Consider the following 25,374-nt stretch of genomic DNA (forward strand, 5'->3'; position numbering starts at 1 on the left):
GCGACGGCCGGTATCCCTCAGTATCCCGCGGCGGGGTCGATCACCCCCTCCAACGGGCGGCCCGCGCGCAGGTTGCCCACGTTGCGCTCGACCCGCTCGCAGAGCATCCGCGCGACGTACTCGGCGGAGTCGGCGCAGTGCGAGGTGATGAGCACCCGGGGGTCGGCCCACAGGGGGTGCCCGTCGGGGAGCGGCTCGGGATCCGTCACGTCCAGGCCGGCGGCGGAGATCGTCCCCGCGCCGAGGGCCTCGACGAGCGCTCCGGTGTCGATGTGCGCGCCGCGGGCGACGTTGACGACGACGGCGTGTGGCGGCAGCAGCGCCAGCTGGGCGGCGCCGACGACGTGCCTCGTCTCCGGCGTCAGGGCGAGAGCCAGCACCAGGATGTCGGTCTCGGGAAGCACGGCGGGCAGGGCCGAGGGCGGCAGCGTCTCCGGCGTCTGCGGTGTCTGCGGTGTCTCCGGCGTCTGCGGTGTCCCGTCGGCGCCCTCGGCCTTCTCGGGGTGGCGGCGGATCACCCGGATCCGGCACTCGAACGGCCGCAGGAGGCGGACGAGCTCGGTGGCTATGCCGCCGCCACCGAGGATCGTCACCCGCCGGCCGTGCAGCGACCGGGGATCCACCGGACACCAGCCGGGCGTCCGCGCCTGGCGGGAGAGGTTGCGCAGGCAGGCCAGCGTCAGCATCAGCGCGTGCTCGGCGACCTGCCCGGCGAACGACCCCTTGGCGCAGCTGAAGACCACGGGGCGGTCGAACACCCCCGATGACGCGAACCTCTCCACCCCCGCCCAGGGGAACTGCACCCACCCGATCCGGGGATGGGCCTCCAGCGTCGCCCCGAGCAGCTCCGGCTCGCCGGGAACGAGCCACACCAGGCCGTCGGCGTCGGCGAGCGGGACGTTGGTACCACCGCCGCGGGACACGGCCTCCTCGATCCCGAGCCGTAGCCGGTCGAGCTCGACATCGGCGGAGCCGGGCCGTCCGTGGGACGTCCTCGCCTCCGCGGAGGGTGCTATCGCGATACGGGCTTCCATGGACGACATTCTGTCGTAGATCATCTGCGGCGTATCGCCGGCCCGGGGCGATCCCGCCTCACCGGTCACTTCCCGGAGGTCCGGAAGTAACCCGGGAATTGACCGGTATCACGTGGGCGCGTGAAAAGCCGGACCGCGGACGCGTGACGCATTCGACGATCTCGCCCGGCGCGAACCGATCCGATCGCGGGGCGGTGACCTGGAGAGACTTTCGCCCACGACGACGGGACTCCGGGAGCGCTACATTTTCCTGGGGAAGACGGGGCATTTCTGGAGGGCGGATCGTTTTGGGCAGAGGAACGATCATCGGTGGCCGTTACGAGTTGGATCCCACGTCGCGTCGCTCCGGCGGAATGGGAGAGGTCTGGTTCGGCTACGACAAACGCCTGGATCGGCAGATAGCCATCAAATTCATCAAAGCCGAAAGGTTTCCCGATGGTCGCCGGGACGAGGAACTGGCCAGGCGTTTCGTACGCGAGTCGCGGATCACCGCCCGGCTGGAACACCCCGGGGTGCCGACCATCTACGACTGCGGGCCGCACGGTGACGACCTCTACATGGTCATGCAACTCGTCAGGGGGTGTTCCGTCGCGACCCTGCTCGACGAGACGGAGGTGCCCGTGGCCTGGGCCGCGGCGATCGCCGCCCAGGTGTGCTCGGTGCTGGCCGTGGCCCACGCCAGCTCGCTGGTCCACCGCGACCTCAAGCCGGGCAACCTGATGCTCTGCCCCGACGGCACGGTCAAGGTCCTCGACTTCGGCATCGCCGCCGCGCTCGCCACCACGGACACGACGAACCTCACGAGGACGGGCGAGGTGCTCGGCACCCCGGCCTACATGCCGCCGGAGCAGGCCATGGCCGGGACCGCGGGACCGCGGAGCGACCTCTACTCCCTCGGCGTGATCCTGGACGAGATGCTCGCCGGGACCAACCAGTTCGCCGCGCCCACCCCGCTGGCCTCGATGCGCAACCACACCGACGTCGCCCCCCGGCCGCTGCGCGCGAGACGGCAGGACGTCCCCGAGGGACTGGAGCGGCTCGTCCTGCGGCTGCTCGCGAAGACGCCCGAGGAGCGGCCGGCGAGCGCGGACGTCGTCTACGAGCGGCTGCTCGACTTCTGCCGCGAGCTGCCGCCCTTTCCCGGCTACGTCGACCTGGACGCGTCCCACCCGGTGCGCATGTACGCCACCGTCCTCGGACGGATCTCCGCCCCGCGCGCCGAGGACCGGCGGCCCTCCCATCCGGTACGGCCGGCGCGGATCAGGCGTGCCACGGGACTGGTGCAGATCGAGCGGGCCGACATCGAGCGCGCTCGCAAGGAGGCCGACCTGCTCAAGGCGGAAGCCCGTTTCGGCCAGGCGGCGGACCTCCTGGCCGAGGTGGTCGGACCCGCCGCGGGCTCCTTCGGCTCGACGAGCTCCGCCGTGATCGACCTGCGGATCGAACTCGCCGAGGCCCTCTTCCTCGGCGGCGACTACCGCCGGGCGGCGCCCGAGTTCCAGCGGCTCGCGGCCGACGTCGCCAGGGTGGAGGGGCCGGACAACAACCTCGCCCTGCGGTGCCGGTTGATGGAGGCGGGGTGCCACGCGGCGATCGGGGAGACGAACCTCGCCCTGTCCCAGCTCCGGCGGCTGCTGGCCGACGAGAGGCGGTTCGGCGCGGGAGAGGAACGGATCCTGGAGATCCGGAGCCAGATCGGGATGGTGGAACTCGACGCGGGCAACCGGGGGCGGGCCAAACGGCTGCTCGGCGAGCTGCTGCCGGACCTCGAACGCAGGTACGGCCCGTACCACCACAACGCCGGAAAGGTCCGCGCGATCCTCCAGGGGCTCGCCGACCGCTGACCCGGGCGTCTCCGGGAACGGCGGCGGTCACCGGCCGCCGGGCCACCGCATCCTGCCCGCCGGGGCCGGGGGCGCCGCCGCTCAGGGGAGGGCCGGAGACCTTCCCGTTCACGTACGGCTCGGTGGCGGCTCCCGGCAGGCCGGGCGCGGATCGCCCGGAGCACTGCTCCGCAGGGGGACACGGTCGGTCATGGGTGATCTCCCAGCGAGTGACGAATGGGCGGGTGCCCGCGTTCTACGGTGTGGCGAGTGCCTCCGTCGGGGAGAGGCGGGAGGCGCGGACGGCCGGGTAGAGACCGGCGAGGGCGCCGATGGCCAGGGTCGTCGCGAGGCCGCCGATCGTCGCCCAGGTGGGGATCACGGCCGGCCAGCCCTGGTAGAGCGCGTAACCGATGGTGACGCAGATGCCGAGGAAGACCCCGCCCGCCCCGCCCAGGGCCGAGAGCAGCAGCGACTCCATGAGGAACTGCGTGCGGATCTGCCCGCGCGTCGCGCCGAGCGAGCGGCGCAGGCCGATCTCCGGGCGCCGTTCCAGCACCGAGATGACCATGGTGTTGGCCACCCCGACGCCGCCGACGAGCAGCGCGACCGCGCCGACCCCGAGGAGGAGCCCGGTGAACGCCTGGCTGGTGGCCTGCTTGGCGGCGAGGGCGTCGGACGGGCGCGAGACCTCGACCTCGTTCGGCGCCCGAGGGTTCGCCGTACCGGCCAGGACCGAGCGAACGGACTCCAGCCTCGACTCGTCGGAGCGGGTATAGAGGATCGTGGGGTGCCCGTCGAAGTCCAGCGTCGCCTCCGCGACCGGCCAGCCGATCAGCGCCGCGCTGTCCAGCTCGGTGGCGAGCGGCACCGGGTCGAGGATGCCGACGACGGTGAACCGCACGCCGCCCACGACCACCTGGGTGTCCGGCGCCGCCGCGCCCACCCCGAGGCGCTCCGCCGCCCCCGACCCGAGCACCACGGCAGGGTAACGCTCGGTGGCCTCGTTGAGCCAGGTGCCGCTGCGCACCGTCGCGCCCACCGTGGACAGGAGGTCGATACGGGCGGCGTAGGTGGTGAGACCCCCGGTCTGGGCCTTGGGAATCTCCTCGGACCGGTAGACCTCGGCGTCGCCGACGCGCCCGGCCGCGGAGGCCGATTCCACGGGGCCGATTCGCTCGATCATCGCTTCGGCGTCCACCGGCATCTTGGCCGCCTCGCCCAGGAGCGTCTGGCCGGACGAGACGGTGAGCAGGTTCGTGCCCAGTGCCGAGAGCGTACGGTCGAGCTCGGCCCCCGACGAGGACGAGATGCCGACCACGCCGATCATCGCGGCGATGCCGATGGCGATCCCGAGCGCGGACAGGAACGCCCGCATCGGGCGGGTGCGCAGGCCGGACGCGCCGACCCGCATCACGTCGCGTGGCCGCATCCTGGCGGGAACAGGCTTCGGCGAACCCGCCTGATCGATCACGGTCATCCCGCCACCCCGGATTCGGCGTGCCGCGGCGATCCGGCCGCGGAGTCGGAGCCGATCGCGGAGTCGGAGACGATCCGGCCATCGCGCATCCGCACCTGCCGGGGCAGGCTCGCGGCGATCTCCCGATCGTGCGTGATGATCACGACGGTGGTGTTCGAGGTGTTCAGCTCGCGCAGCAGTTCCATCACCCCGGCCCCGGAGACGGAGTCCAGGGCGCCGGTCGGTTCGTCGGCGAGGAGGAGCGGGGGGTTCCCGGCCACGGCCCGGGCGATGGCGACGCGCTGCCGCTCACCACCGGACAGCTCGTGCGGCTCGTGGTCGAGGCGGTGGCCGAGCCCGACCCGTTCCAGCGCGGTCGAGGCCCGGCGCCGCCGTTCGGACAGGCCGAGGCCGGTGTAGAGGAGGCCGTCGGCCACGTTGTCCAGCGCCGGGACCTTGGCGGCGAGGTGGAAGTGCTGGAAGACGAAACCGATCCGGGTCGCCCGCAACGCCGAGAGCCGGCTGTCCGACAGCTTCGAGACGTCGTACCCGTCGATGCGCACGGTTCCGGAGGAGGGGCGGTCGAGCGTGCCGACGACGTTGAGCATCGTCGACTTGCCCGAGCCGGAGGGGCCGACGATGGCGACGAGCTCGCCGCGTCCGATCTCCATGGAGACCGCGGCCAGCGCGGTGACCCCGCCGGGGTAGACCCTGGTCACGTCCGACAGAGAGACCATCGGGGGCGTCATCTCGGCATCCCCACGGTCGCGCCCTCGGCGAGGCCGTCTCCGGAGATCTCGACCCGGCCGCCGGCGAACAGTCCTGTCCTCACGTTGAGGTAGCGGGACGTGGCGCCCTCGACGACCTCGACGCCGAATCCGCCCTCCCTCAGCGCCACGAGCGCGGAGACCGGTACGGTCAGCACGTCCTTACGCCTGGACGCCGTGAAGGTCACGTCCACCGCGGCCCGGTCGAGGCCGGTCGCCGCCTTCTGGCGGCTGAGGGAGACGAGCGCCTCGAGCCTCGTCTCCGGGTCCGCGTCCGGGCCCTCCCCGGGCTCGATGATCGTGGCGACCTCGGTGACCTTGCCCGCCACGCTCTTGCCGTCGGGCATGGTGACCGACACCTTGGCGCCCTTCTTCGCCATCCGCTGGTCTTCCGTCCGTAGCCGGACGGTGATCACCTTGGTGGTGCCGGTGTAGGTCAGCACCTTCTGACCGGGGGCGATGGGCTGGCCGGTCTCGGCCTCCAGGCTGTCCACGCGGACCTTGCCACCGGCGAAGACGACCCGGCCGAGCTCGACGACGCCGGTCTCCTCCAGGCCCCGGTCGTCCTGCCACCGCGCGACCGCCGAGGCCGTGGCGCCGGTGTACTCGTCGTCCATGGTGAAGCCGGTGTAGCCCAGCCGGCGGAGGTTGCGCTCCAGGCGCCTGACGTCCGGCCCCTCGGTGCCGATCCGCATGTCGCGATAGGCCGGCGTCGTGCCGTACATCAGCACCACCGGCTTGTCGTCCACTTTGTAGAGCGGCTTGCCGCGGGTGACCTGGGCGCCGCTGTCGGGGAGCCAGGTGACCGTGCCGGGCTGCCGGCTCACCGCGGTGGCGGCCGGGCCGTAGCCGAGCTCGCCGTCGGCGTCCCGCGTGTCGGCGAGCGTCTGCCGCTTCACCAGGGTGGTGGCCGGAGGCAGGAGGACCGAGCTTCTGTCCGTTCCGGTACCGCCCGGGCCGACCATGCCGCTCGTGGCCGCGGCGGCCGTTCCGAGGACGGCGACCGCGACGACCAGTCCGGCGACCTTCTTGCCGCGGCCGAAACCACGACGTCGCCGCGAACGGGGAGAGGACGCGTCCATGTCCGTTCCGTCGTCGAGGGTGGCCGTGCCCATCAGGAGCCTCCCTGACCCCTGCGGCTCCGGCGGCCCGTCCAGGGGGCTGCGGGTGGCCGTGCCCATCAGGAGCCTCCCTGACCCGCTTCGGGCAGGAACTCCTTCGCGCACTTCTCCTGCGCGACCTGGAAGTCCGGATCCTCGCCGACGGCCCCGGTCACGCGCAGGCCGCCGCCGGCCTCGGGGTCCGGGAAGTCCTCCACACCGTTGTCCCGCATGCACTGCGCGAACTTGCGCATCGACTCGGCCCTCCGCGGGTCCGCCCCGTCCGGTCCGGAACCGCCCATCGGGGAGAACTCCTTGCAGGCCGCCGTGGCCTTGTCCACCGTCTCCTTGCCGACGCTCTTGTCGAGCCGGATGGTGACGCCCTTGCCGGGTTCGGGGTCCGCCATGTCGACACCGTTCTCACGCATGCACTGCGCGAACTTGATCCCCCTCTCGTGCTGGTCCAGGCTCGGCGTGGCGCTGCTCACGGCGGGCTTGTCACCACCGCCGCCCGCCGACGCCACGTCCGCGCCTTCGCCGGCCGTACCACACCCTGCCAGGACCAGGGCGAGCGCCAGAGCGCCGAGAACTCTCATATCAGCTCCTCTTCCGCCGGCCGGTTCTCCACCGGCCGTTCGAGAGGTGATGCAACAGGGGAGCGCGTTTCGGTCGCGTTTCCACCGGCGCTAACGGCGAGCAAACACCGCGTACGGCACCATCGCCTCGTCCGTACATGACGAGGGGGCGCGAGAACGCGATGCGAGTGCTGGTGGTGGAGGACGAGCGGATGCTGGCCGACGCGATAGCCGAGTGGCTGCGCGGCGAGACGCACGCGGTCGACACCGCGCACGACGGCGAGGCGGCGCTGGAACGCATCGCGGTCAACGACTACGACGTGGTCGTTCTCGACCGCGACCTGCCCCTCGTGCACGGCGACGACGTCTGCAGGGAACTGGTCGCATCGGAGTCGACCGCGCGGGTGCTGATGCTCACCGCCGCCGCGGAGATCGGTGACCGGGTGGCCGGGCTGTCCCTCGGGGCCGACGACTACCTGGCCAAGCCGTTCGCCTTCGCCGAACTCGCCGCCCGTGTCCAGGCGCTGGGACGGCGCTCACGGCCGGCCGTGCCGCCGGTGCTGCGGAGGGCCGGGATCACCCTCGACCCCGCGCGTCGGGAGGTGTTCAGGAACGGACGGTACGTGCCGCTGTCGAAGAAGGAGTTCGCCGTCCTGACCGAACTGCTGCGCGCCGACGGGGCGCTCGTCTCCGCCGAGCGACTGCTGGAGAAGGCGTGGGACGAGCACGCCGACCCCTTCACCGGCGCGGTGCGCCTCACCATACTCAAACTCCGGCGCAAGCTCGGGGAGCCCCCGGTCATCGAGACGATGCCGGGTGAGGGGTACCGGATCGCATGATCATCGACAGGTTGCCCCGCCTCACGCTGAGGACCCGGCTCACCCTCGTGTACGGCGCCCTGTTCCTCGCCGCGGGCCTGACCCTGCTCGGCGTCACCTACCTGCTGTTCAACCAGCAACTGACCCAGTCCTTCACCGACAGGTACGGGGGATCCGGGGGCGGGCAGAAGGAGATGGTCCTCATCAACGCGAACGGCCACGTGTTCACGGGCCCCGCGGCGATCCGGTGGCTGCAGCGGCAGGAGGAGGAACTGCGCACCGCCGCGGTCACCTCGCTGCTCACCCAGGGAGCGGTCGCGCTGACCGCGGTCGGTGCCGCCGCGGCGGGCCTCGGGTGGGTGGTCGCCGGCCGGGTGCTCGCCCCGCTGCGCCGGGTGACCGACACGGCGCGGCGGATCGCGGTCACCACGGTCGCCGACCACGGTCTGCGCGCGCGAATCGCTCTGCGCGGGCCGGAGGACGAGGTGAAGGAGCTCGCCGACGCCTTCGACACCATGGTCGAGCGGCTCGACCACTCCTTCGACGGTCAGCGCAGGTTCGTCGCCAACGCCTCGCACGAACTCCGCACACCGCTGACGCTCAACCGGGCGCTGGTCGAGCTGGCCATGCATCGCAGAGCGGCGTCGTCCGACGTCAGGCAGCTCGGCGAGAGCCTCCTGGAGATCAACGCCCGGCACGAGCAGCTCATCTCGGGACTGCTGCTGCTGGCCCGCGCCGAGCACGAGATCGCAGACCGGTCACCGGTGGACATGGCCGACGTGGTGTCCCACGTGATCGTGCAGACCGCCCGGCAGGCGGAGCACGCGAAGATCACTGTGCACGAGGCGGCGGGCCCCGCGCCCACCAGCGGGGACGCGCTCCTGCTCGAACGCCTGGTGCACAACCTGGTCGAGAACGGGATCCGGCACAACACCGGCGACGGTACCGGCTGGGTGCGGGTCGTCAGCCGTACCGCGCCTGACGGACTCGTCGAGGTGGAGGTCAGCAACACCGGGCCCGCCGTACCGCCCTACGACATCCCGGAACTCTTCAAACCCTTCCGCCGCCTGGGTGCCGACCGCCTGGTCACGGCGAAGAGCGCGGGACTGGGCCTGTCCATCGTCCGCTCCGTGGCCCGGGCCCACGGCGGCGACGTCACGGCCCGCCCGCGCGAAGGCGGCGGCCTGGTCGTGACGGCCGTCCTCCCCCGCACCCACGGCCCCGGCGTTGTTCCGGCTTGACGCGACAGGTGCCCGTCACCGATCAGTTCGTACGGGTGTTGGGGAGGTGCTCGCCCAGGTAGCCGATCCAGATCTTGCCGGTGGCGCCGCCGGAGTCGTCGTGGAAGTACATCCGGGGCGCGGGGTAGCCGACGGACCGGAGCTTGACGTGGGACTCCATCAGGACCTGCCCGCCCGGGTTCACCTCGGGCGGGACGGCGAAGGTCCGGCGGTCGCTGAACTTGGCGCGGGTGACCACGCTCTTCGACTCGCGCATGGACAGCATCCCGGTGGGGATGGTGAGGCGGCCGGAGGAGCCGTGGGAGCACCACTCGTAGAAGCCGCCGGAGAACTCCCCGCCGGACCGCGCCCTCGCGAAGTCCTCCAGGGCGCGCAGGGAGTCCCACGCCTTCGCCGCCCACGTACGCGACTGGGCCGGGTGGTCCAGGTCGAGCCGGGCGGCGGCGCCGTCGGTGTCGCCGACGACGATGTGGCGCAGGCTCTCGCGGGCCTCGACCAGGACCGCGACCAGGCTGGCGGGTTCGAAGACGGGGGTCTCCTCGGGCACGCCGTACACCGGCTGGCCCGCCGCGGCGAGCCTGCCCTCCAGCCAGCGGACCCGCTCGGTGAGCTTCCTGGCGCTCGTGACGGCCTCGGCGTACTCCTCGGTGAGCAGCCGGTACTCCTCGCGAAGGCTCCCGGCCTCGGCGGCCGGACGGTCGCCCTCCTCGTCCGCGAGGATGGCCTCGCCACGCCGTTCCGCGACGACGTCACGCAGGCCGGAAAGGTGCGCGCCGAGCGTGTGGAGCTCGCGGAGAACCCTGGCGAGGTCACCGGCGGAGGCCTGTGACGACGTGGCGAGCCCCAGCGCCGCGTCCAGATCGCCGCGCAGTTCCTTGACCACCATGTCCGCCACCACCTGGGCGATCTGCTCCACCCCGGAGAGCGGGCCGCCGCCCCCGGAGAGGACCTCCCCGCTCCTCCCGGTCTCCTCGTTCTTCCGGGTCTCCTCGTCCTGCTCGGTCTCCTCGGTCTCCTCGTTCTCCGTGATGACGGTGGCCTTGTCCGGGGAAGGCGGCCCCTGCTTCCCGGCGGACCCGGTGGAGACCGGGCCGGCCTCGCCGGTTCCGGCGGCCGGGGCGGGCGCCGGGCGCCGGGTCATGGTCATCATCCGCCGTCGCAGCTCCTCGCGGGCGGAGTCGGTCTTCGCGGGACGGCGCGCGGCCTCGGCGATCTCGCTCAGGTCGGCGCGCCCGGCGAGCACCCGGTAGACGACGTGGAGCGTCCGCTGGACGTCCGCGGGAAGGTCGCGACGGACGGTGTCGCCGACCGCTCCGACGACGATCCGGTCCAGGGCGGCGTCACCCTGGTCCCGGATCATGGCGGCGCCCATGGGCGGGTGCCTGCGGGGGTGGCGTTCCTCGGCGGGGTCGAAGGGGGCGAGGTAGGTGCGGATCCCGCCGCCGAACACGCCCAGCTCCCTGCCCATCGCCTTGTTGAACCGGTTCTGGGCGCGCAGGTCGGCCAGCCGTACCACCAGGCCCGCGCCGGTGACCGCGCCGGCCAGATAGTCGGCACGGGCCCGCGCGGCCTCCGGGTTCTGGGGGTCCACGGAGAGAACGAGGATCGGCATCCTCCGGCGGGGTTCGGTCATCACCGGGACGAACCGGTCCATGCCCTCCTCGTCGAGGACCACCGGGCCGTCCTCCACCTGGATGCCGCCGTCGCTGATGCGCGCGGTGCGCAGGTACGCGGGGAGGAAACCGGGCACGCTCACCACGGCCGGTTCGTGCCGCTCCTGCCGTTCCCGCCGTTCCGGTTCGCGCCTTCCGCTCCGGTACGGTTCCCGCCGCTGCCGTTCCGGCTCACGCCCCTCGTGCCGGTCCACGGTGACGATGACCCACCCGGTCATGCCCGGCACCGATTCCGCGTAGGTCACCCGGGTCCGCAGGTGCCCTTCCCCGTCCGGCTCGTCGAGCGTGTAGCGGCCGCAGTCACCGCGCCGTTCCATCGCGAGCCGTGCCCGGCCGGCCTCGGCCTCGACCATCGCCCGCGCCGCGCCCGGGGGCGGGAACCCCTTCCGCTCGACCCACTCCGAGAAGGTGCGGCGCAGCCGGATCGAGATGGGGGCGGCCGGGTCGCGCAGCACCGCCCGATATAACCGCGTCACGTTCGACGCCATAGTCACGACACCTCATATGTCATCAACCTGGGGGATGTGCGGCTCACGTCCGATAAGTGGACGCCAGTCGTACGGGGTTGGATGTCAGCCGGGCTCCGCAGGTTCCAGCAGGTGCAAGGTGCACCATAAATGCTGTTTTAATGTGGAATTAGGCTTTATATGACGTAAATCGGGTTCAAGGGCTTCATGGTTGCCGCAATCGGCCGACTTTGTCGCACCCAAGTGTGACGACATGCTGACGTGGTGTCATGGCCTTTGCGGAGGTCGCAGCTCGGTGGCCGTCCGGGACGCCCGCACGGGGGCCGGGCTCTTTCCGCGCGGCGGGCGTCAGGGGTCCACGCCGATGCGCACGCGGGACCGCCGCCGGGCGCGAAGGTGGCGATGAACGGCACGAGCCGGCGGCGTTATCCCGGACTCCGGGGAACTTGTGGGGATGGTGGGGCCGTGGTAGATGTGTCGCGATTTTATAAACTCAACCGACTTTGTCGGGCCTCGGTGGAGAAGTAACCCGCGGTCATCGCGAGGTCGCCGGGCTGTCCAGCGGGCCATGTCTGGATTTCGGGCCTGGATCCAGAGTGGCCAGGTATGGTGCGGTTCCGTCGAGTTCCGGGAAAACGTGCGGATCTCGCATGAGAACTGGGGTGGCGAGGTTCCGGCCTTCGCCCGTCGGCTTGCCCCAAAGATCGTTTCCTCTCGCACGCCCCCCGGAGCTTCTCTTGGTAAGAGACGTGTCAGTGGGTGCTGTGCGTCCCGTGCAGCATGGACCCGCCGGCCTTGCGCTGGTGGCACTCCTGGCGCCGCCGGCAACAGGCGGAGACCGGGATCCGGCTCGAGCTGTGCGACGACGACTCCCCCCGGCTCCGCGCCGTGAAGGAGAGGACGCTGGGAATGGCACGTCTGCGCGAGGTCCGCACCCTGGCGGATCTCTCCGCCAGGATCGCCGTCCTGGCCCGACAGCTGGAGGTGCCCGCCCCGACACTCGCCGAGGTGCGCTCGCACGCGGAGGGGGAACGGTCCGACGAACAGCTCGCCCATCTTGACGCGATCGAGTAGGCCGGCGACGAGACAGGACACGACGGGTCCTGGACAGAGCCGGTGGTCAGCTCACGCCCCGCCCCGGGGCGCCCGCTCCGGCCAGTGGCGGGGCATCCTCCCGGCGGACAGGCCGTCGGTCAGGCCGTCGACCAGCTCCCCGCCGATCGCCCTGGCTTCTTGCAGTGACCGTTCGAAGGCGGTGAGCCGCCGGAAGGCCTCGCCGTAGCGGCGCTGCTCCTCAAGGGGCAACCGCAGGACCTGCAGCCTGCGGACGTCGAGACGGGAGGAGGTCGAGGCGTGGGTTCCCGCCTGCCTCGCGTTGGCCGGGGCGCGCAGGCAACCGGCCAGGAACCACGGGTCGAGCAGCGTCGGATCCACGCGCAGGGCGAACAGTTGTGAGCCCAGCACCGTGGGGGCGCCGGTGTCGACCCAGGCGCCGAACGCCCGGTAGGCCCCGACGACCACCACCTCCTCCGGGACGGTCACGGTGAGGGTGCCCGCGGTCTCTCCCGCCGAGACCTCCCGCACGGGCAACCAGCCGGACGGTCTGCCTCCGGCCAGCACGTCGGCGACGGTCAGCACGGGCACGGCGTCATCGGGGGCGTCTCCGGTGCGCACCGCGCCGTCCGCCGGTTGCTGCCCGGCCCGCATCGTCATCGCGCCCGCCCGGAGCAGGTCGCCCACGGTCACCGCGCCCTGGCCCGCCGGCTCCTCGCCGCTCGGTTCGAGCGCGGACAGGGTCGCGGTCAGGTCCCGCAGCTCGTGGAGCAGGGTGCCGAACCGGTTCCACGAGCGCCGCAGGCCCAGGTCCGTCGAGGCCGCCACCTTGGGGACGTGCCGTGCGGGGGTGAGGTCCACCTCGTCGTCCAGGAGATCGATCACCGGGAGCACGGCGTGATCGGCCGGCCGGTCCCTGTCCTCGTCTCCCGGCTGGACGGCCGACACCACGCGCCTGTGCAACAGGGGCCAGTCGATCGCCGCCCGGCCCGTCCGCTGCGTTCCCCCCGACGGCTCAGGCTGGACCCCGGCCGCGTCGACCAGCAGCACCCCGGTCCCCGCGCCCGTTCCGCCTTCGGCCGGTGCTCGAAGGACCCACAGGTGCAGCGCGACGCTGTGCGGGGGCGCGGTCCCCGGCGGGAGGGCGACCACCGCGCGCAGCACGCCGCTACGAAGCAGCCCGGCCCGGATCCGGCGCCCTGCCTTGCGGGAGGCGACACCGGGGGGCATCAGCAGCACCGCCGTCCCGCCGGGCGCCAGGCGGCTCAGCGCGTGCTGTGTCCAGGCGAGCTCGGGCTCGGTGCGGGGAGGCAGGCCGTACGTCCAGCGGGCGTCGGTGGCGAGCTCCTCGTATCCCCAGTCGCGCTCGTTGAACGGCGGGTTGCACAGCACCACGTCGGCGCGGACACCGGGGTGGGGATCGGCGCGCAGGGTGTTCCCGGCCCGGACGTCCACCTCCCACGCGGCCTCACGCCCCGGCGAGTGACCGGCGAGCAGGATCCGTACGGCGGCCAGTGCCGCCTGGGTCGGGTCGACGTCCTGGCCGAGCAGTTTCAGCGGGACGTCCGAGGGGGGCGCGTCCACCGTGCCGGCCCACTGCCGGGCGGCGGCGAGCAGGAGACCGCCCGTGCCGCACGCGGGGTCGAACACGGTGCCGACGTCACCGGCCTCGCCGTCGCGCGACAGTTCGGCGACCTGGGCCATCAGGGCCGCCAGCGGGGGTGGCGTGACACCGATCTGCCGGACGTGCGTGTCGAGCCAGCGGCCGAGCAGGAAGTCGTAGGTCTCCCGGGCCCCGTGTTTCCTCGCCAGGCCGACCGCGCGTTCCACCAGGGACCGCTGGGCGTCGGAGAGACCGGTGTCGTCCGGAAGTCCTCCGGCCGCGCCGATGTCCGGTAGGTCTGCCAGGTGTCCCGCGCCCGGTGGGCTCGCCGGAGGTCCGGCCTCCTCCCGGGCGAGCCGGGCACCGGCCGCGGCGATCGCCCTCCCCATCGTGTCGCGGTCCCCGAGCGCCTCGAACTCCGGCCACAGCCGTTCCCGGCTGCCGACCTCGTCGAGCTTCCCCTGCCGTCTCAGCCACTCCTCCACCTGTGACAGCGCGAACTGCGGGCTGGTGTCCGTGCCGCCGACCGGCGCGGGGAAGCTGTCGTGACGGCGGCGCCAGTTGCTGACGGCCGCGCGCCCGACACCGGCGATCCTGGCTATCTCCGCCAGGGTGACGGAGACAGACGGGTCGGCAGAAGGAGGCATGGTGTCTCCGGGTAGGGGACAGGACGGTGGCGACCCCACCGCCGGGAGGCACGGTGACGGGATGTGCCGAGGTGGGCGGGCACCGTGCCTTCCTGGGAAGGTCCCTTCGCAGCCTATCCGTTGACTCAGTTCACCCGGGAGTCGACTCGGCCGGGGAAACCTGGCCAAGGGCGACGGCGAGGTTCTCCCCGGCCCACCCGGCACCGTCTCTCCAGATCGTCGTGACGGTGAAGGCCGTGGCGGGCATCGCCGGAGCCCACGCGGGCTCGGGGGCCTGGGGGAGCACGAGGAACCTGTGTTCCGCGCGCTCCCCGCCGACGTGCTCGACCTCCATGATCCGGAGCACGGCCTCGCGCATGCGCTCGTAGGTGTGCCCGCCCTCTCCCAGGACCTCGTACAGGACCGTCCCTCCCGGTCCCTTGCAGGTGATGTCGGCGAAGGGGGACTGCTCGGGGGCGAGCCGGGCCCCGTGCAGCTCGGCGATGAGCATGTGGCGCAGCTGCTCGTGGACGTGGCACCGCCTGTCGGCGCGGACGCGCTCCTCCAGCGAGGAGACGAAGTCCTGGAAGCCGTCGCCCGTGACCGTCGTGCCGGAATCCATGGTCGTGTTCTCCTCGGCGGGCCGGCTGGGCGGGTCGGTAGTGAGCGGGGTGACCGGCACGATCGGAACGGCCGGCATCGAGGTGACCGGCGCGTCCGGCACGGTCGGAGCCGGGGAGGCCGGCCGGTCTGTCACGGTGAGCGTCGGAGCGGTCGGCTCGTTCGTCATGGCGAGCGTCGAGGTGACCTGCTCACCCGGTACGGCGAGGACCTGCTCACCCGGTACGGCGAGCGCCGGGCCGGCGGGGCCGCCCAGCAGGGCCGGGAGCGGCGCCGCGTGCAGCACGCTGAGCGACTGGGTGCACCGGGTGATCGCCACATAGAGCCGTCGAGGCCCGGCGGGTCCCTGATCGGCGATGGCGGCCGGTTCGACCACCACGACGTGGTCGAACTCCAGGCCCCTGGCCATGGTCGCGGGCAGGACGCTCACCGGCGGGACGCCGTCCGCGGGAACGGCCCCCTGGATCTCCCCGACCTTCCGCTCCAGCTCCTCCAGCAGCGCGGTGCCGTCGGGGACGATCAGCGCGACCGACCGCGACCGCTCCAGACCGGCCGTGGCGAGGTCCAGCGCCCGCGAGACGGCCTCGTTCGCCAAACGATCCGGTTCGGTACGCGTGATCGTCAGCGACGTCTCGTCGGCGCCGCGCACCGACACGGGAACCGCGGTGGAGAGGGACACGGCCCTGGCCAGCGGCGCCGCGAACCGCATGACCTCGTCCGGGACCCGGTAGCCCACGGTGAGCTCGGCCAGATGCCAGCCGTCGCGCCCGCCGAGGATCCCGGCCAGCCGCTCCCACACGTCGTACTGGCGGGCGCCGGTGGTCTGGGCGAGGTCGCCGAGCACGGTCATGGAGCCGCCGGGGCAGCGGCGGGAGAGGGAACGCGCCTGCATGGGCGTGAGGTCCTGGGCCTCGTCCACGACGATGTGGCGGTAGCGGCGCGGCTCGTCGCCGGACAGCAGGTGGCGCAGTTCCTCAAGGCAGACCAGGTCGTCGAGCGTCCAGGGCTCCTCGGAGGCACGAGCCACCCGGGGCCGCGCGAGGGTCTCCCGCTCCTCGGCGGTCAGCAGGCCGGAGGCCGCGACCCGGAGCGTCTCCGGGTCGTTCAGCGTTTTGCGCAGGATGGTCTCGGCGTTGAGCGCGGGCCACACGGCGTTGATCAGGGAGGCCACCCGGCCGTGCTTCTCGATGCCGGAGCGCAGGGCGCCGTCCGGGCGCTGGCCGGGCAGCGCCTTGGCGTACCTGGTCAGCAGCCGGTCGACGAACGTGTCGACGAACTTGCGGCGGCGTACCAGGTACGGGCCGCTGGAGTCGCGCGCGTCGACGGCGAGCGCCTCGATCTCGGCGGCCGGAAGCGTCAGGGCGGTCCCTCGGTACGGGGTGCTGAAGACGTCGTCGCTGATGTGGGAGGCCAGCGCCTCGGGGCGGATGCCGCTCTCGACGGCGCGGCGCAGGACCTCGGCCATCCGCTCGTCGGACTTGACCAGGTGCGCCTGGGAGGTGTCCTCGGCGCGGACCTCGCCGTCCCAGAGCCGAGACACCTCCACGGTGGCGACCCCCCGGCTGCCGAGCCTCGGCAGGACCTGGCTGACGTAGCGCAGGAACCCCCGGTGCGGCCCCACCACGAGGACGTCGTCCGGGGTGAGCCCCCGGTTCGTCGGATCCAGCAGCCAGACGACGCGGTGCAGGCCGACGGCCGTCTTGCCGGTCCCCGGACCGCCCTGGACGACCAGCACCCCGGGGCGCCCGTCGGAGACCAGGTCCAGCTGGTCGCGCTGGATGGTCTCCACGATGTCGCGCATCAGCCCGTCGCGTCCCCGGTCGAGGTCGGCGAGGAGGAAGGCGTCCGCGTCCTCGCCGGGCGGCTCGACGGCCTGCGGCTCGTCGAGGGCTTCCAGACTGTCCAGTGGTTCCGGGGCCCTGCGATTCGCGACCCGGGGACGGATGTCGTCGAAGTAGTCGGTCACCGTGCGCCCGTGCAGGCGCAGCCTGCGGCGGAGCCGGATCTCCCCGGGACGGGAGGAGCGGGCCTTCATCCACCGTACGGCCTGGTCGGAGGTCCAGCTGATCACCACGAGGTCGCCCTCGGCGTCGCGGACCGAGCGGCGCCCGATGCGCCAGGTCTCCCGGCCGTCGGGGTCGTCGGCGACGTCGACGCGCATGAAGACGAGGGGCTGCCCGCCGAGGTCGTCCTCCACGCCGAACTCGGGGGGAACGTCCGGCACGAAGGGAAGGCCGGTGTCCGGGTGCTCCTGGCCGTGCGTGTTCCTGACCCGGTCGGCGTTCAGCCGCTTCCGCTCGACGCAGTCGTACGCGTGGTCGACGGCGCGCTGTTCCTCGGCGATCGTCTCGGCCCGGTCGCCCGCGAGCGCGGCGGCGCGGTCACCACCGGCCGCCAGGACGGCGCGGCCGGCGCTGGCCGCGAGGGCCGCGGGGTTGCCCCCCACCGATACGGCGGGACGGTTGCCGCCGCCTGCGGCAGGGGCGCGGTCGGTGAGGTCGCCGTTCGCAACAGTGGTGAGGTCGGCAGTGCCCATGTTTCCTCCGAGATCGGTGCCCGTCGACCTCACCGGCCGGGGGCTTTCTTCGGTGGGACGCGCGGCTCACGCCGGATCGGAGCGAAAGGACTCCGCTCGGTAACCCGATCGGATGTGTGCCGCGTCACATCCATGGAACGTAGAGCATTTCCTCAAAAATGTGAACTAAGTGCACAATAATTTTTGCAGGGACACGAGATTGGGATGATTGTGCAGTCTGGTTCGTGTCCGTGACGGAACGCTCCCCGAGCGATCGACTTCGCGTGAGCTGAGGCAATGGGGCGGGTGTTCCCGGCGGACCACGAGGTCACCGCTCGCTCAGCTGGAACCAGACGACACGTCCGGCAAGGATCTCGTACCACCCCCAGGCCGACGACAGCTCCCTGACCAGCCAGAGTCCACGCCCTCCGCCGCTGTCGGGGGGGCACGCCCACGCAGACCAGGGGCCGGTGCCCGGCCGTCGAACCGGCGTCGATCACGTCGATGTGGAGCGTTCCATCGTGATGGGCGACGGCGATGGTGATCCGCCCGCTGGGGCAGCGGCCGGAGTCGGAGTGGCGTACGGAGTTGGTGACGAGTTCGGTGAGCAGGAGCAGCGCGTCGTCGGTGTGCGGGTGGTCGAGCCCCTTCAGCAGGTCGCGGACGTAGCGGCGGGCCTGGGGGACGGCGGCGATCTGCGCGGGCAGATCGACCTGGCCGAGCAGTCCCAGCGCCCTCACCGCGCCTCCTCCGCCAGCCGCTCGGCCGCCTCCCGCATCCTGCCGCGACGCCGCGGTTCCTGACCCTGCCGGTCACGGTCTCGCCGCTCCCAGGTGAACACCGACGTACGGCCCCGCTGAGCCGTGACGACCCTCGACCGCCCCGGCGGCACGAAGATCTCCACGCTCGGCCGCCGACCGGGCGAGAGCCTGACCACGGAGTCGAACCCGAGATCGTTCAACTCCCACGCCAACTCCAGCAACTCACCGCCCCACCCTTGAAGATCGCGCACCCTCATCTGATCCTCCGCCCTTCGTGGCCAAGGTGTCCGAACACCTTTTGGTGACCCAAAGTCACTGACTGTGTACTTAGAGCATGCAGCCAGGCGGAGGGCCGTGCAACGGGATTGGCAAATTGCTCGGGAAGTAACCTCAACACTTTCTGTTACGAGACAGCTACTCTTGGCTTCGACTCAAGGAGGAGTGAACGTGAAGCAAACCGCAAGTCCCACGGTGCGCAGGCGCCGTCTGGCCTCTGAGCTGCGACGTTTGCGCGAACGGGCTCAACTGACGATGGAAGAGGTCGGAGAACGGCTTGGCTGGTCCACTACGAAGGTCTCGCGGATCGAGACGGCCCGCGTCAGGGTGGCTCTCACGGACACCGGACGCCTTCTCGACCTCTACGCTGTCGACTCCGCCAAGCGGGGAGAGCTGCTTGACCTTGCGAAAGATGCCCGCAAGAAGGGCTGGTGGCAGGCGTACGGCGATCTCCCCACGGAGTACACCACCTACATAGGGCTCGAAGCCGAAGCGACCTCAATGCGCAGCTTCGCACCCACGGTTCTTCCCGGTCTTCTCCAGACCGAGGACTACGCCCGCGCCGTGATCCGCTCCGCCTTGTCTATCTCATCCCCGGGCGAGATCGAGCGCCGCGTCGAGGTCCGCATGGCTCGCCAGACGCTTCTCATTCAAGATGTGCCCCTGCGTCTCTGGACTGTTCTGGACGAAGCCGTCATCCGTCGTCCTGTCGGCGGACCTGAGGTAATGCGCTCCCAGCTCAAACGGCTACTCGACATAACCGACCTGCCCAACGTCGCCATCCAGGTCCTGCCCTTCGCTGCCGGAGTCCATCCCGGTACGAACGGCGCATTCCAGATCATGGAGTTTCCCGAACCTGCCGACCCCGACGTGGTGTTCATGGAGAACTTCACGGGAAGTCTCTACATAGAACGAGAGACGGATATTTACCGATACAGCCTGGCCTTCGATCACCTGCGGGCGAAAGCGCTGGACCCGGATGACTCCCGCCGCTTCATTGCCGAGGCGGCTTCCCAGTTCGAATGACCACTTCGTGAAAGGCAATGCGGAATGTCCACACCGGAACTGTCCCAGGTGACGTGGCGTAAGAGCTCACGCAGCGGGAACGGTCAAGACTGCGTCGAGGTCGGCGTCTGGCACAAGAGCTCGCTGAGCGGTGACGGCCCCGACTGCGTCGAAGTCGCCCTCGCCGATACCTCGCTCGGCCCCGATGTCGACCTGCTCTTCCTTGTGCGCGACTCCAAGGACCCCGAGGGGCCCATGCTGGCTTTCACCTCGGCCGAATGGGACGCCTTCCTCGACAGGATCAAGGGCGATGGCTTCGGCAACCTGGCTGCGCGCCACGAGGCGTGACGTGAGTCCGTAGCGTCGGCTCCCGGTCAGATTTCAGCCTGATGTGTCACTGCCGCGCGGCGGAAGGTGGAACCTTAGCCGGGGCGGACCGGATCTCCTCTTCGAGCGCGTCGACGAGCGCCCTGGCCGCCTGGCGCAGTCGGGTGCGGCGAGCGGTGAGATCTTCGGTGAACGTCCGGGCCTTCGGCCCCACCCACACCGACTGGCCGGTGAACTGGCCATGGGCCGGGTCGAGCGCGGCCTCAAGGAGGGCGACTCTCGCCTTGACCTCCACCAATGTCTGTTCCAGCACCTGACGCCGCGGGTTGGGCACCAGATCTTCCGGGCCAGGATTCATATATCCCTCTTCGGATGCGGATACAGGGCGCGGACTATTGGACATTATTGGATCTACGGCACCTCGGCCAGTCCCGGAGGAACGCATGACACGTTTTGTATGGCGCGGTGTTTTGCTCTGCGCTGCGATGGTGCTGACAGTGTCCGGATGTGGGGAAAGTGGCCCCACAGCGGCCGAAGCGGGAGAGACCCTTAAATCACACATCACCGAGTTGATGAAGGAGCGCCACGCTTTGGATGTCCGAATCACTGATTCTGGTGGGCGCGATATTCCCTGTGGAGAGGGAAAGGCTAAGCGTACTTTTGCGGCCACCGGTAGGTATGGAACAGAGAGGTTGGAGTCGGACAGTCTCAACGATCTTCTGTTGGGATCACTTTCCGGCGTGGCTCCCTATCGCATCGTTGAAGATCGTGGTGATGCTCCTCTCAAGCTTGCCAATGACGACTACAAGACGAGGATGACTTTGGAATCGCCGGGCAACGGGCAGTACGCGGTGAGAGGTGAAACCGAGTGTCTACCGATCTCATGAGTTAGCTGTCAAAGGCCAGACCGCGCGCTCGGCCTCGCTTGTTGCCAGCCTCGAACTGGTTCGCCGTGTCGTCGGACAGTTTTCCTACGGAAAGATCTTCCTCGCTGCCCATCCCGTTGGCCACTGCCCACTTCTCGAAAGCCTCAAGCCCTTCGTTCCCCTTCTTGAGCAACTCGGAGGGCGATCTGAGGTTGCCATTGGCGTCGGTGAGGGGGACATCGGGTGGCTTGATCAGCTCGGAGAATGGTTTGAGGTTGCCCTGGGAATCTATGATGGACACGCGGTCGGCCTGGAACTCGGCGGGTGTCACCGTTGGATTGAAGCCATTGGCCATGAGTATTTGCGCGTACATGTGCTGGCGGCCAAGGGTCGCCACCCTGTCCGCCTCGTCGACCCGGTCCATCCGGGTCACGTCCTCCTCGATGAAGGCGCCGTAGCCGGAGAGTCCGGTGCTCAGCGCGTACCAGGCGTAGGCCGCGACCGGGCCGGATCCGATGTACATGCCCGCCAGGCCGATGGTGGCGTCGCGGAAGAAGTTGAACGTGTCCTTCTGTTGCTTGTCGATCGCGTCCAAGTCGCCCTGGACCTTCTCGACGGCGGCCAGCTCGAAGCCGCGTACGTTGCCCAGGGCTTTGAACACTTGCAACAGGTCGCCGACACTTCCGGTGCGCCGGGCCTTCTCCGAGGCGTCGGCGATGAGCTTCTGGGAGAAGCCGCCCATCGCCCGGTCGAACGGGGCGAGGTTCGCCGAGGAGTCGGCGAAGGTCTTCAGGAAGCGGTAGGTGTCCTCCGGGCTCAAAGTGAACGCCGCCGTCGTGCCGAACGCCGAGGTGAAGGGCTTCAGAACGCTCTCCTCGATCATGTTGGCGTCACCGATGTTCGCGCCCTCGGTGATCTCGGCGGCGTAGGCGCCGGCCAGCGCCGACATGAAGGGCCGGGCTTTCGGCGCGACCTCCATCGGGGTGGCCGGCGAGTCCGTGGTGCCGTCGGTGTCCTTGAGGTCTCCCATGATGGTCATCACGTTGAAGGCGAACTTCGCGGCCTCGGGGCTGTGCGGTCCCTTCTCGTAGGCCCCGCCTCCGGCGGCGAGCATCCGGCCGAACTCCGTACTGACGTCGAAGTCCATGCCACCCACCCGCTTCCAGGGCTCTTCGGGGCTCCTCATGCGGTTGAGCTCGGTGAACAGGTCCCTGAGGTCCTCGCGGGACATGGCGTTGAACAGGCCCCTGGCCACGTCGGGGTTGTTCGCCAGGGTCGGCAGCAGCGGGGCGAGGTCGGTCTCCCAGCGCCGGGGGCGGGAGCCGTCGCCGGCGCCGACCGGCTTGCCCACCCTGCTCCGCGCAATCTCGGTGAGCCACGCGGTGGGGAACATGCCGTGCCGGAGCAGGGTCGTCAGCTCGTGGTCCGACGCCTTCTTGAGGTTGCCGGACTGCCAGGCCGAGCCGAGGAGGGCCGGTTGCGCGCCGACCGCCGTGGCCAGGGCGTCGCCCATGACCTTGCGGTGCTTGTCGGCCGCCTTCTTGTCGTACCTCTCCAGGCGGCTGACCATGCTGAGCATGCCCTCGGGACCGATGGACCGGAAGAACCCGGCGGTGAGATAGGCGTCCTTCTGCCCGTCGGCGAGCTTTTCGAGGATCCGGTTGTAGGCGGCGTTGGGCAGGCCGAGGGAGGACTCGGGAAGACGGCGGAACTCGGCGGCGAGGTCGGTGCCCTTCTTGGCGTTGCCCGCCGGGGACTTTCCCGTCTTCTCGTCGTAGGGCAGCAGCCCCCACCGGAACGGGTCCTGGAGCGGGTCGCCGGTCCACAGCGAGCCCTGCTTCGGGATGTGGGGTCCCTGTCCCAGCATGGGGAGGTCCTGATTGATCGTCTCCAGGCGTTCGCGCAGCTTCGGCAGCTCGTCGCCGACCCAGCCGTCGATCTCCCTGATCGGCCCCAGCCCCGCCGCCGACACCTCGGCCGCCGTGAGCAGCTGCCGGATCCGCTCGGACTGCTCGCCGATCACGTCGCGCCCGCGTTCCAGCGCGGTGACGAAGGTCCGCATCAGATCGGGGTCGATTCCGGTGAAGTCCGGCGACGTGGGCCCCGCTCCCGGCGACATCGACTCCACCACCCCTCTCGCCCTATTTTCAGTTATTTCACTCTAGTTCCAGAATGAGCGATTTTCATTCAGCATGGAGATTGCCTCGGACCTTGACCTGTCCGGGGATGTCACGCTGAATAAGAAATACGGTCGTCCAGTATGGGGTGGATAGCCGGTAGATATCGTTTTGCCCGATGACAGCCTGGAAGTATGAGCCATTCGCACAGCGGCACGGGATTGTCCGGGCGGTGCCACATCTCCCTGAAGTGCGGAAGTGATGCCAGGGGCATCGAGGGGATCGGGTGCCTGGCCTTGGGGTTCTCCGTATCGGGGTGGGGGAGCCGAGTTGGCGCTCCTGTTACTCCGGGTGAGTTGACAGACACGGAGAAGTGCCGGTTTGATGAGGATCATAGCCCCACGGGACACGCGCCGGTGGGAGCAGGCCCCGTCCGACGGACGGGGCCTTGCATTTTTCACCAGGTCGACGGCCGCCGGATTTCTCCCCGCGAGTCCTCCAGCTTCTCCGGAAACCGGCAGGCGCCGAGGACCGATTCGCCGGCCGCCTCCCCGACGACGGCGGGCCCAGCATGTGCGCCGGGCCCCGCCGGGAAGCGGCCCGTGCTCAGGGGACCCTGTTACGAAGCGGGACGTCGCGGATGAGCAGCCAGGTCATCGCCAGGCCGAGCAGGAGGCAACCAAGGCCGGCACCCAGAGCCGTCGTGACGCTCGGCGTGAGGTCGAAGCCCAGTGCCGAGGTGAAGAACGGCAGCCTCAGGTTCCCGCCGATGGCCGACTCGCCCAGCACGACCAGCGCGACGCCGAACGGCAGGGAGAGCAGCCCACCGGCCTGCCAGCGGTAGAACGCCGCCCCCATGAGGGCTCCCGCGACGACCCAGGCCAGGCACTGGACGAGGTACTCGGCGAAGATCAGCGGCACCTGTGTCGGCGAGGAGAACAGGTGGGTGTTCATCAGCGCCTGCGGCCGATCGAGCAGGTTGTACAGGAGTGCTTCCAGCAGGTAGCCCAGGGTGATCAGGGCCGAGAACGCCGGCGCGTACAGTGCGACGGTCACCGCGGCCTGCGCACCGAACTGCCTGCGGGTCTGTCCGTGCGCGATGTAGAGCGGGAGGAACTCCCTCATCAGGGAGACACCGACGAACAGGACGAGCCAGCGGGGGAGCTGCGTGGCGGCCTCCCACACGCTGATGTCGAGTGTTCCGAACATCGTCACGCCGACCGTGATCAGGACGATCAGCACGTAGAACCCCGCCCACATGAAGGCGGTGTAGACCAGGGGTGCGCCCAGAAGGCGGCTGGGGAATCTCATCGGACGTCTCCGGCGGGCTCGGTGGGGACGGGGGCTGCAGGGGTTGCGGGGGCTGCGGAGTCGGGGTCGGTGAGGTGGACGAACAGGTCCTGCATGGCGATCGGGCCGAGCTCCAGCCCGGCCTGGGAGGCCTTGGCGCGTGAGGTGGCGTCAAGGTCGCCGTAGACCATGGCGACCTTGGTCGGGCCCAGAGTCCTGGTGTTCAGCACCGTGAGCCCGGCGGTGAAGGCGTCGACCCCGGCCACCGGCCCGGTGACCGAGGTGCCGCGCGCGAGGAGGGTCTCGCTCCGCTCGTGCAGGAGCAGCCTGCCCTGGTTGAGGATCAGGACCTCCTCGAACAGCGAGCTGACCTCCTCGATCAGGTGGGTGGAGAGAACGATCGTGCGCGGGCGCTCCATGTAGTCGGCGAGCAGGGCGTCGTAGAAGGCGTAGCGGGAGGGGGCGTCCATCCCGATGTAGGACTCGTCGAACATGGTCAGCGGCGCCCGCGCGGCCAGCCCCACCACCACTCCCAGTGCCGACCGCTGCCCCTTGGACATGGTCTTGACGGTCGCGCTCCGCTTCAGCTTGAAGGTGTCCATCAGCGTGCGGGCGTACTCCGCGTCCCAGTTCGGGCGGAGCGACCTGGCGAAGTCGAGCGCGTCCGCGGCGGTGCCGATGTCGACCGTCTCGCCCGTGTCGCGGATCAGGCAGATGTCGCGGGTGACGTCCGCGTTCTCGAACACGGGGCGGCCCCCGACCCGCACCGTGCCCCCCGACTGCCTGCGGAAGGCGGCCAGCACCGACAGCAGGCTGGTCTTGCCCGATCCGTTGCGCCCCAGGAGGCCGTATATCTTGCCGCCGTCAAGGGAGAACGTGACGTCGTCGACCGCTCTGACGGTGCCGTAGTCCACTCGCAGGCCGTCGGCCATGATGTTCATGCGCGCTCCTCGAGCTCGTGGATCCTCTTGACGATGTCGGTGAGAGGGATGCCGATCACCTTCGCCTCGGCCACCATCGGGGTGACCACCTCGGCGAAGAAGCTTTCCCGCCGCTGACTCCTGAGCGCCTCCCGGGCGTCCGGACTGACGAACATGCCGATGCCTCGTTTCTTGTAGAGAACGCCCTCGTCGACCAGTTGCTGGAAGGCCTTGGCCGCCGTGGCGGGATTGATCCGGTAGAAGGCGGCGTACCGGTTGGTCGACATGACCTGGTCGCCGCCGCTCAGCGTGCCGTTCAACACCTCGGTCTTGATGCGATCGGCGATCTGCCGATAGATCGGGCTCTGGTCATCGAACATGAGCACCCGCTTAGTTGGTTCATTACTCTTGTAATGAACCATAGGAGCGAAGAAGCC

23 protein-coding genes are annotated in these 25,374 nt (G+C 70.3%); 8 read left to right on the forward strand and 15 right to left on the reverse strand.

Translation table 11 applies throughout. The features are described from left to right. Positions 1-17 precede the first annotated feature (17 nt). Positions 18-1,034, reverse strand: a complete 1,017-nt coding sequence (locus AB0F88_RS42270) for a D-isomer specific 2-hydroxyacid dehydrogenase family protein (protein WP_362697575.1) — start codon at positions 1,032-1,034, stop codon at positions 18-20. Positions 1,035-1,387: 353 nt separating this feature from the next. Here AB0F88_RS42270 and AB0F88_RS42275 point away from each other — a divergent pair, with 353 nt between their 5' ends. After that, positions 1,388-2,878, forward strand: a complete 1,491-nt coding sequence (locus AB0F88_RS42275; RefSeq protein ID WP_362697578.1) for a serine/threonine-protein kinase — start codon at positions 1,388-1,390, stop codon at positions 2,876-2,878. 235 nt (positions 2,879-3,113) lie between these two features. Here AB0F88_RS42275 and AB0F88_RS42280 read toward each other — a convergent pair whose 3' ends face one another. The 4 genes from AB0F88_RS42280 to AB0F88_RS42295 are packed head-to-tail and all read right to left on the reverse strand — an operon-like array spanning position 3,114 to position 6,779. Then, on the reverse strand, positions 3,114-4,337 hold the full coding sequence (locus tag AB0F88_RS42280; protein WP_362697581.1) for an ABC transporter permease: 1,224 nt from the start codon (positions 4,335-4,337) through the stop codon (positions 3,114-3,116). Beyond that, complete coding sequence (locus AB0F88_RS42285; protein ID WP_362697584.1) at positions 4,334-5,065, reverse strand: ABC transporter ATP-binding protein; 732 nt, start codon at positions 5,063-5,065, stop codon at positions 4,334-4,336. The genes AB0F88_RS42280 and AB0F88_RS42285 overlap by 4 nt, the downstream gene beginning before the upstream one ends. Next, the gene (locus AB0F88_RS42290; RefSeq protein ID WP_362697587.1) at positions 5,062-6,264 is read right to left on the reverse strand and encodes a peptidoglycan-binding protein; all 1,203 of its coding nucleotides are present in this window, start codon (positions 6,262-6,264) and stop codon (positions 5,062-5,064) included. The genes AB0F88_RS42285 and AB0F88_RS42290 overlap by 4 nt, the downstream gene beginning before the upstream one ends. After that, on the reverse strand, positions 6,264-6,779 hold the full coding sequence (locus AB0F88_RS42295; protein WP_362697589.1) for a hypothetical protein: 516 nt from the start codon (positions 6,777-6,779) through the stop codon (positions 6,264-6,266). The genes AB0F88_RS42290 and AB0F88_RS42295 overlap by 1 nt, the downstream gene beginning before the upstream one ends. 161 nt (positions 6,780-6,940) lie before the next feature. On the opposite strand from AB0F88_RS42295, the gene AB0F88_RS42300 reads away from it, so the two are divergent. Further along, positions 6,941-7,597: a response regulator transcription factor gene (locus AB0F88_RS42300; RefSeq protein ID WP_362697661.1), complete on the forward strand. Its 657-nt coding sequence runs from the start codon at positions 6,941-6,943 to the stop codon at positions 7,595-7,597. Then, a complete protein-coding gene (locus AB0F88_RS42305) occupies positions 7,594-8,817 on the forward strand; it encodes a HAMP domain-containing sensor histidine kinase (protein WP_362697592.1) in 1,224 nt (407 codons plus the stop codon). The genes AB0F88_RS42300 and AB0F88_RS42305 overlap by 4 nt, the downstream gene beginning before the upstream one ends. A 22-nt stretch (positions 8,818-8,839) precedes the next feature. Here AB0F88_RS42305 and AB0F88_RS42310 read toward each other — a convergent pair whose 3' ends face one another. After that, positions 8,840-10,966: a hypothetical protein gene (locus AB0F88_RS42310; protein ID WP_362697595.1), complete on the reverse strand. Its 2,127-nt coding sequence runs from the start codon at positions 10,964-10,966 to the stop codon at positions 8,840-8,842. 771 nt (positions 10,967-11,737) lie between these two features. Between AB0F88_RS42310 and AB0F88_RS42315 the strand changes: the two genes are divergently transcribed. Then, complete coding sequence (locus tag AB0F88_RS42315) at positions 11,738-12,031, forward strand: hypothetical protein (protein ID WP_362697598.1); 294 nt, start codon at positions 11,738-11,740, stop codon at positions 12,029-12,031. A 51-nt stretch (positions 12,032-12,082) separates the two neighbouring features. Here AB0F88_RS42315 and AB0F88_RS42320 read toward each other — a convergent pair whose 3' ends face one another. From AB0F88_RS42320 to AB0F88_RS42330, 3 genes are all read right to left on the reverse strand, one after another. Beyond that, on the reverse strand, positions 12,083-14,260 hold the full coding sequence (locus AB0F88_RS42320) for an N-6 DNA methylase (RefSeq protein WP_362697601.1): 2,178 nt from the start codon (positions 14,258-14,260) through the stop codon (positions 12,083-12,085). A gap of 130 nt (positions 14,261-14,390) precedes the next feature. Beyond that, positions 14,391-17,396: a hypothetical protein gene (locus tag AB0F88_RS42325; protein WP_362697604.1), complete on the reverse strand. Its 3,006-nt coding sequence runs from the start codon at positions 17,394-17,396 to the stop codon at positions 14,391-14,393. Positions 17,397-17,548: 152 nt separating this feature from the next. After that, positions 17,549-18,031, reverse strand: coding sequence for a hypothetical protein (locus tag AB0F88_RS42330; RefSeq protein WP_362697664.1), 483 nt, complete (start codon positions 18,029-18,031; stop codon positions 17,549-17,551). On the opposite strand from AB0F88_RS42330, the gene AB0F88_RS42335 reads away from it, so the two are divergent. Beyond that, the gene (locus tag AB0F88_RS42335) at positions 17,951-18,178 is read left to right on the forward strand and encodes a hypothetical protein (protein ID WP_362697667.1); all 228 of its coding nucleotides are present in this window, start codon (positions 17,951-17,953) and stop codon (positions 18,176-18,178) included. The two genes, AB0F88_RS42330 and AB0F88_RS42335, sit on opposite strands and share 81 nt — an antisense overlap. On the opposite strand, the gene AB0F88_RS42340 is transcribed toward AB0F88_RS42335, so the two are convergent. Next, positions 18,112-18,387: a hypothetical protein gene (locus AB0F88_RS42340; protein WP_362697607.1), complete on the reverse strand. Its 276-nt coding sequence runs from the start codon at positions 18,385-18,387 to the stop codon at positions 18,112-18,114. The two genes, AB0F88_RS42335 and AB0F88_RS42340, sit on opposite strands and share 67 nt — an antisense overlap. A 196-nt stretch (positions 18,388-18,583) precedes the next feature. Between AB0F88_RS42340 and AB0F88_RS42345 the strand changes: the two genes are divergently transcribed. Continuing rightward, the gene (locus AB0F88_RS42345) at positions 18,584-19,438 is read left to right on the forward strand and encodes a helix-turn-helix transcriptional regulator (RefSeq protein WP_362697610.1); all 855 of its coding nucleotides are present in this window, start codon (positions 18,584-18,586) and stop codon (positions 19,436-19,438) included. 24 nt (positions 19,439-19,462) lie between these two features. Beyond that, positions 19,463-19,765, forward strand: a complete 303-nt coding sequence (locus AB0F88_RS42350) for a DUF397 domain-containing protein (RefSeq protein ID WP_362697613.1) — start codon at positions 19,463-19,465, stop codon at positions 19,763-19,765. A gap of 46 nt (positions 19,766-19,811) precedes the next feature. Here the strand turns inward: AB0F88_RS42350 and AB0F88_RS42355 are convergent, their stop codons facing one another. Beyond that, positions 19,812-20,102 carry a hypothetical protein gene (locus AB0F88_RS42355; RefSeq protein WP_362697616.1) on the reverse strand — a complete coding sequence of 97 codons (291 nt, stop codon included), beginning with the start codon at positions 20,100-20,102 and terminating at the stop codon, positions 19,812-19,814. Between the two features lie 85 nt (positions 20,103-20,187). On the opposite strand from AB0F88_RS42355, the gene AB0F88_RS42360 reads away from it, so the two are divergent. Continuing rightward, a complete protein-coding gene (locus tag AB0F88_RS42360) occupies positions 20,188-20,631 on the forward strand; it encodes a hypothetical protein (RefSeq protein ID WP_362697619.1) in 444 nt (147 codons plus the stop codon). 1 nt (position 20,632) lies between these two features. Here AB0F88_RS42360 and AB0F88_RS42365 read toward each other — a convergent pair whose 3' ends face one another. The 4 genes from AB0F88_RS42365 to AB0F88_RS42380 form a co-directional block, all read right to left on the reverse strand. Continuing rightward, positions 20,633-22,729, reverse strand: coding sequence for a hypothetical protein (locus AB0F88_RS42365; RefSeq protein WP_362697622.1), 2,097 nt, complete (start codon positions 22,727-22,729; stop codon positions 20,633-20,635). Between the two features lie 604 nt (positions 22,730-23,333). Then, on the reverse strand, positions 23,334-24,038 hold the full coding sequence (locus AB0F88_RS42370) for a hypothetical protein (RefSeq protein ID WP_362697625.1): 705 nt from the start codon (positions 24,036-24,038) through the stop codon (positions 23,334-23,336). After that, positions 24,035-24,958 (reverse strand): ABC transporter ATP-binding protein, encoded by a 924-nt coding sequence (locus AB0F88_RS42375; RefSeq protein WP_362697628.1) that lies wholly within the window; start codon positions 24,956-24,958, stop codon positions 24,035-24,037. Before AB0F88_RS42375 ends, AB0F88_RS42370 begins: the two co-directional genes overlap by 4 nt. Next, positions 24,955-25,317 carry a GntR family transcriptional regulator gene (locus AB0F88_RS42380; protein WP_362697631.1) on the reverse strand — a complete coding sequence of 121 codons (363 nt, stop codon included), beginning with the start codon at positions 25,315-25,317 and terminating at the stop codon, positions 24,955-24,957. Before AB0F88_RS42380 ends, AB0F88_RS42375 begins: the two co-directional genes overlap by 4 nt. Between the last annotated feature and the right edge of the window lie 57 nt (positions 25,318-25,374).

The sequence above is a fragment of the Streptosporangium sp. NPDC023963 genome, assembly GCF_040639135.1.
In the GTDB taxonomy this organism is placed as follows: Bacteria; Actinomycetota; Actinomycetes; order Streptosporangiales; family Streptosporangiaceae; genus Streptosporangium.

Bases quoted from the DNA above. Each gene is read 5' to 3' on its own strand.
- AB0F88_RS42270 (WP_362697575.1), bottom strand. From the start codon at position 1,034: ATGGAAGCCCGTATCGCGATAGCACCCTCCGCGGAGGCGAGGACGTCC.
- AB0F88_RS42275 (WP_362697578.1), top strand. From the start codon at position 1,388: ATGGGAGAGGTCTGGTTCGGCTACGACAAACGCCTGGATCGGCAGATA.
- AB0F88_RS42280 (WP_362697581.1), bottom strand. From the start codon at position 4,337: ATGACCGTGATCGATCAGGCGGGTTCGCCGAAGCCTGTTCCCGCCAGG.
- AB0F88_RS42285 (WP_362697584.1), bottom strand. From the start codon at position 5,065: ATGACGCCCCCGATGGTCTCTCTGTCGGACGTGACCAGGGTCTACCCC.
- AB0F88_RS42290 (WP_362697587.1), bottom strand. From the start codon at position 6,264: ATGGGCACGGCCACCCGCAGCCCCCTGGACGGGCCGCCGGAGCCGCAG.
- AB0F88_RS42295 (WP_362697589.1), bottom strand. From the start codon at position 6,779: ATGAGAGTTCTCGGCGCTCTGGCGCTCGCCCTGGTCCTGGCAGGGTGT.
- AB0F88_RS42300 (WP_362697661.1), top strand. From the start codon at position 6,941: ATGCGAGTGCTGGTGGTGGAGGACGAGCGGATGCTGGCCGACGCGATA.
- AB0F88_RS42305 (WP_362697592.1), top strand. From the start codon at position 7,594: ATGATCATCGACAGGTTGCCCCGCCTCACGCTGAGGACCCGGCTCACC.
- AB0F88_RS42315 (WP_362697598.1), top strand. From the start codon at position 11,738: ATGGACCCGCCGGCCTTGCGCTGGTGGCACTCCTGGCGCCGCCGGCAA.
- AB0F88_RS42320 (WP_362697601.1), bottom strand. From the start codon at position 14,260: ATGCCTCCTTCTGCCGACCCGTCTGTCTCCGTCACCCTGGCGGAGATA.
- AB0F88_RS42325 (WP_362697604.1), bottom strand. From the start codon at position 17,396: ATGGGCACTGCCGACCTCACCACTGTTGCGAACGGCGACCTCACCGAC.
- AB0F88_RS42350 (WP_362697613.1), top strand. From the start codon at position 19,463: ATGTCCACACCGGAACTGTCCCAGGTGACGTGGCGTAAGAGCTCACGC.
- AB0F88_RS42355 (WP_362697616.1), bottom strand. From the start codon at position 20,102: ATGAATCCTGGCCCGGAAGATCTGGTGCCCAACCCGCGGCGTCAGGTG.
- AB0F88_RS42360 (WP_362697619.1), top strand. From the start codon at position 20,188: ATGACACGTTTTGTATGGCGCGGTGTTTTGCTCTGCGCTGCGATGGTG.
- AB0F88_RS42365 (WP_362697622.1), bottom strand. From the start codon at position 22,729: ATGTCGCCGGGAGCGGGGCCCACGTCGCCGGACTTCACCGGAATCGAC.
- AB0F88_RS42370 (WP_362697625.1), bottom strand. From the start codon at position 24,038: ATGAGATTCCCCAGCCGCCTTCTGGGCGCACCCCTGGTCTACACCGCC.
- AB0F88_RS42375 (WP_362697628.1), bottom strand. From the start codon at position 24,958: ATGAACATCATGGCCGACGGCCTGCGAGTGGACTACGGCACCGTCAGA.
- AB0F88_RS42380 (WP_362697631.1), bottom strand. From the start codon at position 25,317: ATGTTCGATGACCAGAGCCCGATCTATCGGCAGATCGCCGATCGCATC.